Below are 14,905 nucleotides of genomic sequence, written 5' to 3' on the forward strand. Positions count from 1 at the left end.
ATCCAAAAAATCAGTCGGCGAACTGGGCGACGGGCTGGGCGGCCGGATCAGTCGCGGCCGCGCCCTTTCCCGCCGTTTCCTTTCCCCCCGTCTCCTTGCCGTCCGTGTCGTGGCTGTCGGTGTCGATCGGCTTGGCCTCTTCGGCCGCCGCTTCCGTCTTCCAGGGGACGGTCTTCACCTCGATGCCCGCGGTGATCTTCTGGAAACCCTCGACCACGACCCGCTCGCCGCTCTCCAGGCCCTCGCGGATCAGCCAGTTGCCGCCGACCACCGGGCCGACTTCGACCGGCTGGAGCATGACCTTGCCGTCGGGCTTGACCACCCAGACCTCGGGCTTGCCGTCGTTGGTGCGCTGGATCGCCTGCTGCGGCACGGCGATGGCGTCCGAATCGATGCCCTGCTTGATCCGGGCGCGGACATACATGCCGGGAAAGAGCTCGTTGTGCGGGTTGGGGAACTGCACGCGCAGGGTCACTTGGCCGGTGCTCGGATCGGCGGTGACGTCGGAGAACAGCAGGCGCCCGGCCGAGCCGTAGAGCGTGCCGTCGTCCATGATGAGGTGGACGTTGGCGGTGTCGGCGGCGAGCTTGGAGAGTTCGCCCGAGGCGATGTCGCGGCGCAGCTTGTTCAGCTCGCCGACCGACTGGGTGATGTCGACGTAGATCGGGTCGAGCTGCTGGATCGTGGCGAGCACGCCGGTCGAGCCGGATTCGATCAGCGTCCCCTCGGTGAGCAGCGCCCGGCCGATGCGGCCGGAGATCGGCGCGCGCACGTCGGTCCAGGACAGGTTGAGCCGGGCCCGGTCGCGGGCCGCCTTGGCGCCGGCGACCTCGGCCTCGGCCTGCTTCCTGGCGGCGAAGGCCGTGTCGTACTGCGCCTGGCTCGCGGTGTTGCGGGCGAGCAGGGTCTCCAGACGCTCGGCCTGCTGGTTGGCCAGAACCAGCGCCGCCTCACGGTTGGCCAGCGTCGCCTCGGCGCTGGCGAGATCGACCTGATAGGGCGCGGGGTCGATCTTGTAGAGGACATCGCCCTCGTTGACGTGGCTGCCCTGCTCGAACAGGCGCCGGACCACCAGCCCCGACACTCGCGAGCGCACCTCGGCGATGCGCATCGGCGCGACACGGCCGGGCAGGTCGCGGACGTAGGGAATCGGCTGCGGGCGCACGCTGACGACGCTGACCTCCGGCGGCGGCAGCGGCACGGGCGCGGCGGCCTTCCGCTCGTTGCAGGCCGAGACGGCGACGAGGACGGCACCGGCGAGGAGCGCGGCCGGAAGGGTCCAGCGGAAACGGCGAGGGCCAGCCTCGGCGGAGCCGGGCGCAGGGCCGGACGACTGGGGGGACGGCGTCACGATCGGGTCGCTCCTACGAGACTCTGCACGCGGCATCGGTTCTTTATCGAAAGCCGGTCGCCCGCTCCCGAAGCCGATGCCCTGGACGCGGCCGGCGGCCTCCGGGAAGAGAACCGCCGCGCGCCGCGGATCACGGACGCGAGGCCGGGACGGGGCCTCGCGTGCCGTTGCAATCGCCGGGCCCCGCGACCTTCGCGGTTCGGAAGGCCCTGGACGAGGATGCCGGAAAGCATCGGAAGGGCGGCCGCGCGGGGCGGCCGGCCACGGTCGAGGGACATCCTGAGAGGGAAGTTTGGCAATCCGACGACGGGGCGAAGCCTCAGGACGCCCGGGATGCGACCGGGACGGAAGACGCACCGGTCAGGTTCGGGGCGGACGCTCGGGCTGGGCGCGATCGGTGCCGGCGGATCGACGATCGGAGACCGGACGGAGCCGAGCGGAGGCCCCGGCCCGGTCGATCCTCGGAACGGCGGTCGCAATGCGCCCGTGGTTCGCCATCTCGTCGAGATCGAGCATCGTGTGTCCGCTGCGCACGCCGGCCATCGGATCGGTGTCGGGGCGTTGCTCGAACGTGACCTCGCCGCGCGCTTGCGGAATCCCACCGACCGCCGCGCCGTCGGCGGGCAGGCCGACGACGACGAGCAGGCTCAGCAGCCCGACCACGGCGGACAGGAGAATGCGGGTCGGAAGGCCGGCCTTGGCACGGCCCGGCGAGGCGGGGCGAGGCATGAGCGTCACGGTAGGTTCATTGTGGTGGACGAAGCGTTCCCATGCAATCGACTGCGACATCCCGCCCGGCAATCGCTTGAAGCGATGGCCCTGATTTTCTTAGCCAGGGTTTTCTTGGCCAGCCTCAGTCGCCGGCGCCCGCCTCCGCGGGCTCAGAGCCTGTTTGACCGGCCGCCGTGTCTTCGTCAGGCAACGGCAGGGCGAGAGGAAAGCCATAACTCCCATCCCCACCCTCATCCTGAGGCGCCGCGAAGCGGCCTCGAAGGGTGTTCCAGATCCCGCGCGATCCCTGGAGCCCCCTTCGAGGCCTCCGCTGCGCTCCGGCACCTCAGGATGAGGGGCGAGATGGGATCACCGCTGTCAAACAGGCTCTCAGGCTTTCGCTCCGCTCGATGTTTTTCAGGACGAATGTCTTGGAAAAACCCGCTCCGCGCGGCGCTCTTCGCGCCGCGAAGCCGCTCAAGCGGCTTCAAGCGATGGCCCTGACTCCCGCCCGGCGGGGCCGCCAGAGCCGTCCATGAACGGTCCTGCCGCGGTAACGCATCCTGCGGAGCACGAATCGCCTGCGGCTCGATGTGCCGGGCCGCACCGCGATGCGGACGAATCGGTTCGATTCCGTTTCAGCGTTGCAGGAAGCCCACGACTCCGCCTTCCTCCCGCCGCGAGAGGCCGGCCTAACGCATGGGATCGGTCCGGCCGAGCCATGCTCGCGGGCCGGCCCTTCGAGGAGGATCCACGTGTTGCCGAACCGTTCCGCGCTGTCCCGCCTGACCGCGACGATCGCCCTGGGCGGGGCACTGGCCGCCGCGCTCGCACCGGCCCGGGCCAACCCGCTCGACAGCGGGCCGCTGGCCGATTTCATCAACGTCTTCAAGATGCAGGCCATCCCGCGCGAGACGGTGGCCTATGCCGGCAAGGAGAAGCCCGGCACGATCGTGATCTCCACGAGCCGGCGCCGGCTCTACTACGTACTCGGCGGCGGCGAGGCGATCCGCTACGGCGTCGGCGTCGGCCGCCGCGGCTTCTCGTGGTCGGGCACGAAGACGGTCACCGCCAAGAAGGAATGGCCGGCCTGGCGCCCGCCGTCGCAGATGCTCGCCCGCCGCCCGGACCTGCCGCGCTACATGGCCGGCGGCCAGGACAACCCGCTGGGCGCGCGCGCGATGTATCTCGGTTCCTCGCTCTACCGCATCCACGGCTCCAACGAGCCCGAGACGATGGGCGCAGCGGTCTCCTCCGGCTGCATCCGCATGACCAACAAGGACGTGGTGGATCTCTACGACCGGGTGCGGGTCGGCACCAAGGTGATCGTGAAGGATTGATGTGTGTGCCGAATCATCTTGTTTGTCGGTAGATTATAGTTCGCTGTCGGCCAGAGAATAACAAGTTTGTCGGCTGGAAAATTTGCGAACGTTTCAGGAGCGCCGGCCTCATGCCGGCGTTTCTCGTTCCATGAACTGCGGCGGGTGGACCCCACTGCTCCGATCACGCACGGGCTCAGGGGATAAGCGGCCGCCACGGAACTGAGCCGCGTTGATGTTTCAACCCAAATCGCCATATGCTGCGATAGCAGGTGAAACATGCGTATCGAGCTGAGCGATAACGGGATGGACGAGGAGCAGGCCGCGCACGCCGGTCGCGTGCGCGAGCTCTGGACTTCTCACGCGCCCCTGCTGCGCGAGGCACACGACCTGCGCGGCGGCATCATCTGGAAGAAGGCCCGCGGCCACGAGTACCTGTACCGCTACTTCCAGGATCCCTCGACCGGCAGGAAGGCGTTCGTCGGGCTGGGGCGGCGCTCGCCCGAGACGGAGGCCGAGCACGCCCGCTACCTCTCGCGCCGCGACGAGGTCCAGGCATCGCTCGCACAGTCGGCGCCGCGGCTGGAGAACGCCGGCCGCGTGGCCCGGGCGCTCAGGCTCGCGAGGCTACCGTCCTTCGCCGGCGAGATCGTCCATGGCTTCTGGCGCGAAGGCCTCATGGACGACCGGTTGAGGGTGATGGGGTCGATGGCGATGTTCGGCTACGAACTCGACGCCGAGACCCTCGCGCCCTTCCCCATCGTCCGCGGGAACAGCCTCCGCTTTCTCGTCCAGGGGGAGATGGACGACCTGCTCGCGGAGGTCGCGGCCACCCTGGTGACCAGCGCCGGCCGGGGTTTCGCGCCGTCGCGCCTGGGCCATCTCGCCTTCGACGGCCAGGACGGATCGGTCGAATTCCATACTGCCGCGTCGCTGGCGACCAACCTGCGTGACGGGGATCTCGACGAGGACAGGATCGACGTCGTCATGGAGACGATGACCCTGCCAGCCTGGCAGGGCGTCGCCGTCGCCCGGAATGCCCGCGTGGTGCCTTTGGTGGCCATAGACCCCCGGGCCTGCGCCCTGTTCGCGTTGGCGTCCGCGGCGACCGAGCACGACGAGGAGCGGGCCGAACTGCTCGCGAAACGCGCCCGATTCATAGGGAGTGCGGTGCTTGCGAAAGTGGGCGTGGCTTTGGAGCCACACCACGCTGATTTGTTCGCGGCATTCGAGGCCGACCGGCATACCGGCAGGCTCAGGACCTGAGCCCGGACACCCCGTCTCCCCCTCGTAATTCCTGGGCGATGTCAGGCGACGGCCGCAAGCCCTTGATCTGACTCGATCTCTGCCGGGCGGGGCTATGCGAATAGCCCGTTCCGGGTCACCGTACATGCGAATTCGCGAATTCGGCGACCGCCGCCGACGGGGGAACCCATGATGTAGCCGTGTCCAGAAACGGAGCGAGGCGCCCCGGGAGGCAACCCGAAGCGCCTCTGTATCCGTAGGCCGCCCCCAACCTCACGAGCTTGGGCGGCCTCCTTCACCAGACGAGCAAGAACGAATCCCTGCGTCGAGCGGGCTGATCCTGCACGCGTACCTCACGGCACGCAAGCGGTCCCGATCAACCTCAGCCGCTCGACGCCGGGTTCGCCACAGGAAGGCTAACCGAACGTGTCGACCCCTCCCGCAACCTTCGCATCGGACGAGCCGGCCCACCGCTGGCGCGCACCGTCGCGCTCGGTCGCGACGCGGCGGCCCGACGAGAGCCCCCGGTGGTCGGGCCGTCCGATCCTCGTCGAGCCCAACGACAATCGCGAGCTCATCGGGGAGAGCGACCTGGAGGCCAAGGCCGCCCTGATCCTGCTCGCCAGGCCCGACTGCGCCCGGCTGTTCGAGCAGCCCGCCCCGGTGCCCTACCGGGACCTCGAAGGGATCATGCGCAGGCACACCTTCGACCTGCTCCTGGTGCTGAAGTCCGGCCGCAGGATCGCAGTCGCCGTCAAGCCGAAGGCCATCGCGGAGAAGCACGGCCTCAAGGCGCTCGTCACCCTGATTGCACGGCAGATGGACCCCGCCTTCGCGAACGGGGCGCTGCTCATGACCGACGCGATGATGCCCCGCGAGGATGTGCAGAACGGCGGTTTGATTCACGATGCCCGCCGCCTGCCAGACCCGGAACTCGACGCGCGGGTCCGTGCGGTGGCGGAGGGTCTGAACGGCGCCTCGACCATCGCCTGCATCGTCAGGGCCGCGGGCCTCGAAGGTCACGACCAGGGCTTCTACACGGTGGCCCGTGCCATCGGCGACGGCATCCTCGTGCCGACCCGGAGCGGGCTGATCGACCCCGAGATGACGGTCCGCCGGGCCGTGCATGGGGGGCCGCCGTGAGCAGGCCAGACCGTCACCACGACCGCATCGCCTACGGCGAGCACGACCGCATCCGCATCGGCAAGGTGGCCTACACCTGCGTCGAGACGAACGAGGACGGCTACCGGTTCAGGAGGGTCGACGATCCCGACTGGTTCGAGGGGTTCACTTTCGCCGAGATGGCGGTGCACGAGAGGTCGCGCGAGTACCGCTACGACAGGGAGTGGTTCAAGGAGGGCAAGGTCCGTGCGCGCCAGCGCAGCGGCGTGGCGAACTTCGCCGAGATCCCCGAGCGCGAGCGGCCGAAGGTCCTGTGGAAGAACGCGTACGTCGAGCGCTTCACGGCCATGGTGCTGCGAGGCGAGGCGGACCGCTCAAATGACGGCATGACCGCTGCCATCGAGAAGATCGCGGTGGAGGTGAACGCGCTCGAATGCGCCAAGATCGTCCGCCGCACGGACGAGAAGCGCGCCAAGGGCAAGCCCGTCCCACTAAAGAAGGACGGCACCCCGCGCGCGATCCGTTCGGGAACCGAGATCGGATCCCGCAAGAAGCCGACTTACCGGACACTGCAGCGCTGGCTGCGCATCATGGAGGAGTGCGACTGGGCCCCCGAAGCGCTGCGCGACAACTACCGCCACTGCGGCGACCGCACGCCCAAGCTTGAGCCCGAGGCCCACGACCTGATGGTCGAGAAGGCCAACAAGTACGCCACCCAGGCGCGCCCACCCCGTGCCTTGCTCTACGACGAACTCGACGAAGCCTTGAGGGCCCGCAACAAGGAGTTGGCCAAGGTCGGCCTGCCCCCGCTCAGGTTGCCGAGCCGGCGCCGGTTCTACGCCGAGATCAAGTCGCTCGACGCCTTCTGGGTCTACTCGCGGCGGCACACCCTCGCGGCCGCCTGCCGCAAGTTCGCGGCCGTCGAGGACGGGCCCGCCGTGACACGGATCGGCGAGCGCATCGAGATGGACGAGTGGCAGGTCTCCCTGCAGACGCTGCTGGTCAAGGCCAGGGTCTGGAAGGATCTCGATCCCCAGACCCGGAAGGCCGTGGGGCGCGCCCGCTGGTGGCTCTACGTCGCCATCGACCGGGCGAGCCGCTGCGTGCTTGGCATGCGCCTGGTCGAGAAGCCGAAGGCATCCGAGGCCGTCGCGACCATCCGCATGATCATCTCCGACAAGTCGACGCTGTCTGACGGGTCCGGGGCGCTGACCGAGTGGTCGATGTCGACCGGCATTGGGAAGATCGTCACAGACTGGGGCTCGGCCTTCCTCGCCGAGGAGACCCGCACCGTGGTGCGGGCCATGGGCGGCACCTTCTTCCACCCGCCTGCCGGGAAGGCCGGGTTGCGCGGAACCATCGAACGCATGTTCTCGACCATCGAGAAGAGGGTCATGGGCCACTTCACGGGCCGCACCTTCTCGAACGTCGTCCAGAAGGGCGACTACAAGGCCGATAAGAACGCGAGCGTGCCGCTCGACGTGCTCGCCCGCGCACTCGTCCGCCACGTCGTCGACGACTATCACAACCGGCCGCACCCGGGCCTGGGCGGGGAGACCCCGCGCAACGCCTTCCTCCGCCTGCGCCGGACCACCGGCCGCATCCCGGTCCCGGACCCCCACACCCAGCGCGCGATCTTCGGCATCGAGGGTACCTGCACAATCGACAACTCGGGCGTCACGATCCTGGGGCTCAGGTACCAGAATCAGGAACTCTACGACTGGTTCACCCACAAGGGCATCCACGACGTGCCCTTCCGGCTCGACCCGGAGGACGTCGGCTACGCCTCGGTCCAGCTCGGGGATGAGTGGTTGACCGTCCCCTGCCGCAAGCCGGAGCTCAGGGGTGTGCCGTTCCGGGTCTGGCGTGAGGCGTCCGCCGACCTCAAGGCTCGCCATGCCAGGGACGCCGAGCTGTCGAGGCCGGTCGTGCTCGCCTCCGTTCGCGCCTTCGCGGAACTCGCCGAGGAATGCCGCCGCGAGGCCGGCATCATGGAGGAGCTCGACACGCCGGATTCCCTCCGCCGGGCGCGCGAGGCCCTGGGCTACGGCTTCGCCCTGCCGGAATGGGACGAGGTGGATACCGGCGACCAGGGCGGCGATCTCCTCGACGCCGTCATCCCAGCGACGGGCGGCGAGCAGGACGATGCCGCGGCGCATCCGGCCGCGACCGAGACCCCGCCGGCACCCCCGACGTGACGTATGGGCAGCCGAAGCGAGGACGGGCGATGAGCGGGTTCGGCGATACGGGCACGGACGTCCTTCAGGAACTGCTCGCTGCGATGTCTCCGGACGAGCGCGAGGCCCTCGATGTCATGGAACGGGTGAGGTCGCGCATCCTTAGGACGCCCGATCGGGACGATGAGACCTCCGCTGCCTTCAGGAAGCTCTACGCCGATCTGGTGACCCGCATCGACCCCACCCGCCCGCTCGGGCCCGGCAACCGCAGCGAGACGAGGGCCCTGGTGCTGGTCGGCAGGACCGGGGCGGGGAAAAGCTCGATGCTGTCTCGGATCATATCGGACCATCCCGCCTTCCCTGGATTCGGCATTCCCGGCTCCGGCTGCAGGGCGGTGTCGGTGCAGACGCCTTCGCCGTGCAACCCGAAGGCGCTCGGCCTGGAGATCCTGCGGGTGCTCGGCTTCCCTATGGCGGCAGAGCGGCCCGTGCCGGCGGTTTGGGGACGCGTCCGTGACCGCCTCGAATTCCTCGGCAAGGTGGTCCTGCACCTCGACGAGATACACAACGTCCTGGAGACGGCGAACAAGCGTGAGCTGACCCAGATCCGGACCCTCCTGAAGGCGTTCATGATCTCGCCGAACTGGCCGGTGGTGCTGGTCCTGTCCGGGCTTCCGGAGGTGATCCCGTTCTTCGCGGGACTCAACGAGCCCGAGGAGGACGGCAGAACGAACGCCGACACCAAGGGGGAGGTCCGCCGCCGGGCCGTGTTCGTGAACCTGCGCTCGCTCCGGGAGCGCCACGACCCCTCGATGATCGCCGCCGCCGTCACCGACATGGCCGAGGTGGCCGGGATGGGCGTCCCGGATGACATCGGCACGAAGCTCGCCCCACGGCTGATCCACGCGGCCCTGTACGAGCTCGGCACCACGATGCAGATCGCGCACGAGGCCATCGGCTTGGCCTTCCACTCCAGGCCGCGGGCGACAGTGCTCGGCATGAAGCACTTCAAGCTGGCCTACAGGGCCCGCACCGGTTGCTTGGACACGGCGAACCCGTTCGTCGTGGTGAATTGGCGTAAGGTCGACTGCACGCGCGTCCTGGCCAAGGAGGCGGAAAGCACCCCTGTTGCCAAGCCAGCGAGAGAGCGTCGATGAGGCTCGATCCGGGCTTTCCGCACACCCCTGGCGAGACACCGGAAAGCTTCGTCTCGCGGCTCGCCAGGATCAACGGCCTGCCGAGCGGCAGGGAGCTCTGCAGGGATCTCGGGATCGGGTACGGCGGCCTCATGCGTGGTGACATCGAGGCCGTCACGCGTCTCTGCGAGCTTACGGGCAGCCAAGTCGACACGCTGCTCCACGAGACCCGGCGCCGTGTCGGGAAGCGCTACGATGTTCGCGGACAGGCGATGGCGGTGACGAGCTTCCTGGGAGCAAGCGTCCGGATCTGCCCGGAATGCCTCGCCGAGGACGCGGGCGCCTCGAAGCTCCCTGCGTCCGTGGCCGCCTACGGGCGCACGTCCTGGACCGTCACGCACGTCCGGACCTGCCACCGCCATGGGACCGTGCTCGTCGACCTTCCGGCGATGCCCAAGCTGACCGCCCAGGACTTCGCGTCGGTCGTGGCGCCTTGGCTCGGCCGGGACCCCGACGAGGTCGGGCAGCGACGCAGGTCGCCCTCGCGATTCGAGACGTACCTCCTGGACCGCCTGGATGGCCACCGGCCCGGCAACTGGCTCGACGGCTTTCCGTTCTACGCGGCCGCCAGGGTGTGCGAGATGCTTGGCGCCGCAATGGTCTTCGGGCCCAGGCCGGGCCGCATCGGCCTCACGGCAGACGATTGGGCGCGCGCGGGAGAGGCGGGCTACGAGGTCGTCTCCGAGGGCCCCACGGCGGTCTCCGACGTGTTCAGGGGGCTCCTCGACGGCTTCGCCGGGAACCGCGCGACCCCGGTCGGGCCTGCCGGCTGGTTCGGGGACACCTACGTCTGGCTGAACCACCGCAGTCTCGATCCCGCATATGGCCCGTTCCGGGACCTTCTCGTCCGCTGCGTCGCCGACCACGCGCCGTTCAACCCGAACGAGCGTGTCTTCGGGAAGCCGCTGCCCTATCGAAAGGTCCACTCAATCCGGTCGGCATCCCGGGAGACCGGCATCAGCGTCAGGCGCCTCAGGAAGGCCCTCGACCGCGCGGGGCACCTCCCTCCAGGACATGAAGTCCTGCCCTGGCACGTGGTGACCTTCGACGCGACCGCCGCCGCCCCGCTCCTCCGCCGGCTGGCCGAGGCAATGCCGATGTCGCTGGTGGCCGAAGAACTTGGCGTCTCGGCACCGCAGGTCAGGCAGCTCGAGCGCGCATCTGTGTTTTGGCTCCGGTCCGCGAACTCCCACAGCCAGTTATTGGGCGAGCGCCTCGAGCGCGCATCTGTGTTTTGGCTCCGGTCCGCGAACTCCCATACGGGCCCGCGACGTTTGAACGGTCGCATCAGAGGCCGGACAGATGTCAGCACCCGACTACGCGCCGCAATGCCATCCCAAAATCCCTCTTGCGTTTGCCGGGGCGTCCACAGATGGCCCGCATCGTCTGGGCCCTCATGGCGAGAGGCGGTCACTACAAGGCTCCGGTCGTGGCGGCGTAGCCGTCCGCGGCAGGAGGTCGTCGAGAACGTAGGACGGTCGAAGGAAGGTATGGCGCAACGGTCGACGAGACGGGATCGGACAGCCAGTTATTGGGCGAGCGCCTCGAGCGCGCATCTGTGTTTTGGCTCCGGTCCGCGAACTCCCATACGGGCCCGCGACGTTTGAACGGTCGCATCAGAGGCCGGACAGATGTCAGCACCCGACTACGCGCCGCAATGCCATCCCAAAATCCCTCTTGCGTTTGCCGGGGCGTCCACAGATGGCCCGCATCGTCTGGGCCCTCATGGCGAGAGGCGGTCACTACAAGGCTCCGGTCGTGGCGGCGTAGCCGTCCGCGGCAGGAGGTCGTCGAGAACGTAGGACGGTCGAAGGAAGGTATGGCGCAACGGTCGACGAGACGGGATCGGACAGCCAGTTATTGGGCGAGCGCCTCGAGCGCGCATCTGTGTTTTGGCTCCGGTCCGCGAACTCCCATACGGGCCCGCGACGTTTGAACGGTCGCATCAGAGGCCGGACAGATGTCAGCACCCGACTACGCGCCGCAATGCCATCCCAAAATCCCTCTTGCGTTTGCCGGGGCGTCCACAGATGGCCCGCATCGTCTGGGCCCTCATGGCGAGAGGCGGTCACTACAAGGCTCCGGTCGTGGCGGCGTAGCCGTCCGCGGCAGGAGGTCGTCGAGAACGTAGGACGGTCGAAGGAAGGTATGGCGCAACGGTCGACGAGACGGGATCGGACAGCCAGTTATTGGGCGAGCGCCTCGAGCGCGCATCTGTGTTTTGGCTCCGGTCCGCGAACTCCCATACGGGCCCGCGACGTTTGAACGGTCGCATCAGAGGCCGGACAGATGTCAGCACCCGACTACGCGCCGCAATGCCATCCCAAAATCCCTCTTGCGTTTGCCGGGGCGTCCACAGATGCCCAACCTTCGGCGAAGCGCGGCGGCGTGCCGTTCGTCGTGAGCGTGCGTTCGCGCAGCGAGGCGCAGGTTGGGTCACGCGCCGTCCGAAGCGGTCGATGAGCCCGCAAGTTCCGAGTTTCCCGTCGTGACGGCATCTCAGGCCGCCGCGTCCGCGGCAGCCAGCATCTCGCCGAGCGTGACGAACTTCTCCCGTGGCTTTCCGGCGGCCTGGCCTCGGCTCCGTTCGGCAGCGTCGATCCGGCGCCAGGCGGCATGGTCGAGGGTCTGCCCTTTCCTCAGTGCGAACCGCGTCAGCAGCACCTCCGCATCCGCGGCAGGCGTCGGCAAGGCCGTAAGACCGGCGAGCACGGCCTCGGCCGTCTCGACGCCGCAAGCCCGATTCGTCCCGATCGTGCCGCGGGGGCCACGCTTGCTCCAGCCACAGGCGTAGAGGCCCGGTAACGGCGCGGTCCGCCGCCCGATGCTCGAGACGACGAGCCCGCAATCGAGCGCGATCGTCCCCTTCGACCCAGGGCGGCCCAGGTGCATGCGCTCCACCCGGTCCTCGCCCGCAAGCGAAACCGGCTCCAGACCGAAGCGGATCACACAGCCGCCGCCGCTTGTCCGTGCGGCCGCCTGGCCGATGGTGCCGGATCGATGGACGTGATCCATCCGGCGACGGCTCCGACCTCATGGCCGCGCCGTTCCGAGTTCAGCGCGGGTCGGGCGGGCCCTCGCCCTTGCCGACGAAGGGGATGCCCTCGATCGGGCATTCCTCGGTGCCGACGCTGGAACGGGTGATGGCGCGCACCGCGTCGCGGGTGCCATCGGGATCCTCGATCCAGCGTCGGTAGAAGTCGTAGGGACATTCCGACAGGCCGTGCCGGTTCTCCTTCGAGTTGATCATGCCCGTGTAGCCGCGGTGCAGCAGCTTGAAGAGGTGGTTCTCCGACTGGCCGTGGGCGCGGAAATCGCGGATCAGGAACTTCGAGAGCGCCGCGTACTGGATGCCCATCTCCTCCTCGCCGCACTCGCCGAGGGTGCGGCCGTCGAAGCCGATGATCGCCGAGTGGCCGAAACAGGAGTAGACGCCGTCGAAGCCGGCGGCGTTGGCCACCGCCACGTAGGTGTTGTTGGCGAACGCCATCGCCTTCGAGATGAGCACCTGCTGCTCCTTGGCCGGATACATGTAGCCCTGGCAGCGGATGATGAGTTCGGCCCCGCGCATGGCGCAGTCGCGCCAGATCTCGGGGTAATTGCCGTCGTCGCAGATGATGAGGCTGATCTTCAGCCCCTTCGGGCCGTCCGAGACGTAGGTGCGGTCGCCGGGATACCAGCCCTCGATCGGGGTCCAGGGCATGATCTTGCGGTACTTCTGCACGATCTCGCCCTGGTCGTTCATCAGGATCAGGGTGTTGTAGGGTGCCTTGCGCGGATGCTCCTCGTGGCGCTCGCCGGTGAGCGAGAACACGCCCCAGACCCCTGCCTTCCGGCAGGCATCGGCGAAGATCTCGGTCTCAGGCCCGGGGATGGACGAGGCTGTCTCGTACATCTCGGCCGCGTCGTACATGATCCCGTGGGTCGAGTATTCGGGGAAGATCACGAGATCGAGACCGGGAAGACCGGCCTTCATCCCGACGATCATGTCGCCGATCTTCCTGGCGTTCTCGATCACCGCGGCCTTGGTGTGCAGGCGAGGCATCTTGTAGTTCACGACGGCGACGCCGACGCTGTCCTGGCTCGATGAGATGTCGCCGTGCATCATGGCGTTTTCCACTCTGGTTCGGGGTGTCCGGAGGGCGGAGCCCGACAGGCTGTCGGGTGCGTCGGATCAGTGGCTGATCATCCACGGCCGCGCGTTCGGGAAGCTTTTGGCCGCCGCGGGCGCAGCGGTCGTCTTCTTCGGCGTGCAGCAGCCGCAGCCGGCCCCGTGGCTGCCGGAGCGCCGCGGCGCATGGCGGCTGCGCTCGTTGGTGGCGTGGGCCGCCCTCGCGCCCGGATCCATGCCGGAGATCCGCGGGGCGGTGAGGAAGGCGCGCTGGCATTCCCCGCCGCAATCCGGGCAGTCATGCGGGTCCTTGAACTGCGCCATCGGGCGCAGCACCGTGAACGGGCCGCAGGATTCGCAGGCGTAATCGTAGACCGGCATGATCAAAGGTCCGGCGAGAGCGGCATCTGGACCGAGCCGTCGAGGAACTTCGTCGGCCCGGCCGCGGACGGGTTGATGTCGAAGTCGAAGATGCCGGTCGGAATCCAGAGGGTGGCGCAGGCGTTCGGGATGTCGACGACGCCGGAGATGTGGCCCTGGACCGGGGCGGTGCCGAGGATCGAGTAGGCCTGCGCGCCGGAATATCCGAATTTTTTGAGGTATTCGATCGCGTTGAGGCAGGCTTGGCGATACGCGACCGTGACATCCAGGTAATGCTGCTTGCCGGACTCGTCGACGGAGACGCCCTCGAAGATCAGGTGATCGTCGTATTTCGGGGTGACCGGCGACGGCTTGAAGATCGGGTTCCTGATCCCGTACTTGGCCATGCCGTCCTTGATCAGGCTCACCTTGAGGTGGACCCAGCCCGCCATCTCGATGGCGCCGCAGAAGGTGATCTCGCCGTCGCCCTGGCTGAAATGCAGGTCGCCCATGGAGAGGCCGGCGCCCGGCACGTAGACGGGGAAGTAGATCTTCGAGCCGCGCGACAGATCCTTGATGTCGCAATTGCCGCCGTGCTCGCGCCCCGGCACCGTGCGGGCGCCCTCGGCCGCCGCCTTGTCCCGCGCGTCGCCCTTGAGCCGGCCCATATGCGCGGTCGGGCCGAAGGGGAGGGTGGCGAGCGCCGGCACCCGGCTCGGATCGGTGTCGTAGAGCGCCTTCTCGCGGGCGTTCCACGTCTCCAGCATCTTCGGATCGGGCAGGCAGCCGATCAGGCCGGGATGGATCAGGCCGGGGAAGCGCACGCCGGGCACGTGGCGCGACTTCGTGAACATGCCCTCGAAATCCCAGATCGACTTCTGGGCCTGGGGGAAGTGCTCGTCGAGGAAGCCGCCGCCGTTGTTCTTCGAGAAGAAGCCGTTGAAGCCCCACTGGCTCTCGGGCTTGGCGCCGATGTCGAGGAGATCGACCACGAGCAGGTCGCCGGGCTCGGCGCCCTCGACGCCGATCGGGCCGGAGAGGAAGTGCACGATCGACAGGTCGATGTCGCGCACGTCGTCGGCGGAATCGTCGTTCTTGATGAAGCCGCCGGTCCAGTCGTAGGTCTCGACGATGAAGTCGTCGCCGGGCTTCACGGTGGCGACCATCGGGATATCCGGGTGCCAGCGGTTGTGCACCCTATCGTTGTCGTAGGCCGACTGCGTGAGATCGACCTTGATCAGGGTCTCGGGCATTTCCTTCGCCGCTCCTCTACGGAAAATGGACAGCCGCTCCCGTTGCGAGTCCGGGGTTGT

11 protein-coding genes and 1 pseudogene are annotated in these 14,905 nt (G+C 68.2%); 6 read left to right on the plus strand and 6 right to left on the minus strand.

Going from position 1 to position 14,905, the window contains the following annotated elements; all coding sequences use genetic code 11:
- Positions 1 to 10: 10 nt before the first annotated feature.
- Positions 11 to 1,351, minus strand: coding sequence for an efflux RND transporter periplasmic adaptor subunit (locus PGN25_19935; GenBank protein MEH3119785.1), 1,341 nt, complete (start codon positions 1,349 to 1,351; stop codon positions 11 to 13).
- Positions 1,352 to 1,711: 360 nt separating this feature from the next.
- Complete coding sequence (locus tag PGN25_19940) at positions 1,712 to 2,152, minus strand: hypothetical protein (protein ID MEH3119786.1); 441 nt, start codon at positions 2,150 to 2,152, stop codon at positions 1,712 to 1,714.
- Positions 2,153 to 2,838: 686 nt separating this feature from the next.
- On the opposite strand from PGN25_19940, the gene PGN25_19945 reads away from it, so the two are divergent.
- The 6 genes and pseudogenes from PGN25_19945 to PGN25_19970 all read left to right on the plus strand — a co-directional run bounded on the left by PGN25_19945 (position 2,839) and on the right by PGN25_19970 (position 9,483).
- Positions 2,839 to 3,402, plus strand: coding sequence for a L,D-transpeptidase (locus tag PGN25_19945; GenBank protein MEH3119787.1), 564 nt, complete (start codon positions 2,839 to 2,841; stop codon positions 3,400 to 3,402).
- 258 nt (positions 3,403 to 3,660) lie between these two features.
- A complete protein-coding gene (locus PGN25_19950) occupies positions 3,661 to 4,647 on the plus strand; it encodes a hypothetical protein (protein ID MEH3119788.1) in 987 nt (328 codons plus the stop codon).
- 405 nt (positions 4,648 to 5,052) lie between these two features.
- Entirely contained in the window at positions 5,053 to 5,769 is a 717-nt protein-coding gene (locus tag PGN25_19955) for a hypothetical protein (protein MEH3119789.1), read from the plus strand.
- Entirely contained in the window at positions 5,766 to 7,946 is a 2,181-nt protein-coding gene (locus PGN25_19960) for a Mu transposase C-terminal domain-containing protein (protein MEH3119790.1), read from the plus strand. The genes PGN25_19955 and PGN25_19960 overlap by 4 nt, the downstream gene beginning before the upstream one ends.
- Before the next feature lie 116 nt (positions 7,947 to 8,062).
- Complete coding sequence (locus tag PGN25_19965; protein ID MEH3119791.1) at positions 8,063 to 9,082, plus strand: TniB family NTP-binding protein; 1,020 nt, start codon at positions 8,063 to 8,065, stop codon at positions 9,080 to 9,082.
- Positions 9,079 to 9,483, plus strand: a pseudogene (locus PGN25_19970) (TniQ family protein). The gene PGN25_19965 and the pseudogene PGN25_19970 overlap by 4 nt, the downstream one beginning before the upstream one ends.
- Before the next feature lie 2,137 nt (positions 9,484 to 11,620).
- On the opposite strand, the gene PGN25_19975 reads toward PGN25_19970, so the two are convergent.
- The 4 genes from PGN25_19975 to PGN25_19990 all read right to left on the minus strand — a co-directional run bounded on the left by PGN25_19975 (position 11,621) and on the right by PGN25_19990 (position 14,845).
- Positions 11,621 to 12,136 carry a hypothetical protein gene (locus tag PGN25_19975; protein MEH3119792.1) on the minus strand — a complete coding sequence of 172 codons (516 nt, stop codon included), beginning with the start codon at positions 12,134 to 12,136 and terminating at the stop codon, positions 11,621 to 11,623.
- Between the two features lie 40 nt (positions 12,137 to 12,176).
- A complete protein-coding gene (locus PGN25_19980) occupies positions 12,177 to 13,229 on the minus strand; it encodes an aliphatic amidase (protein ID MEH3119793.1) in 1,053 nt (350 codons plus the stop codon).
- Between the two features lie 66 nt (positions 13,230 to 13,295).
- Positions 13,296 to 13,613 (minus strand): zinc ribbon domain-containing protein, encoded by a 318-nt coding sequence (locus PGN25_19985; GenBank protein MEH3119794.1) that lies wholly within the window; start codon positions 13,611 to 13,613, stop codon positions 13,296 to 13,298.
- A 2-nt stretch (positions 13,614 to 13,615) separates the two neighbouring features.
- Entirely contained in the window at positions 13,616 to 14,845 is a 1,230-nt protein-coding gene (locus tag PGN25_19990; GenBank protein MEH3119795.1) for an acetamidase/formamidase family protein, read from the minus strand.
- Positions 14,846 to 14,905 lie beyond the last annotated feature (60 nt).

The sequence above is a fragment of the Methylorubrum populi genome (assembly GCA_036946625.1).
GTDB lineage: Bacteria > Pseudomonadota > Alphaproteobacteria > Rhizobiales > Beijerinckiaceae > Methylobacterium > Methylobacterium populi_C.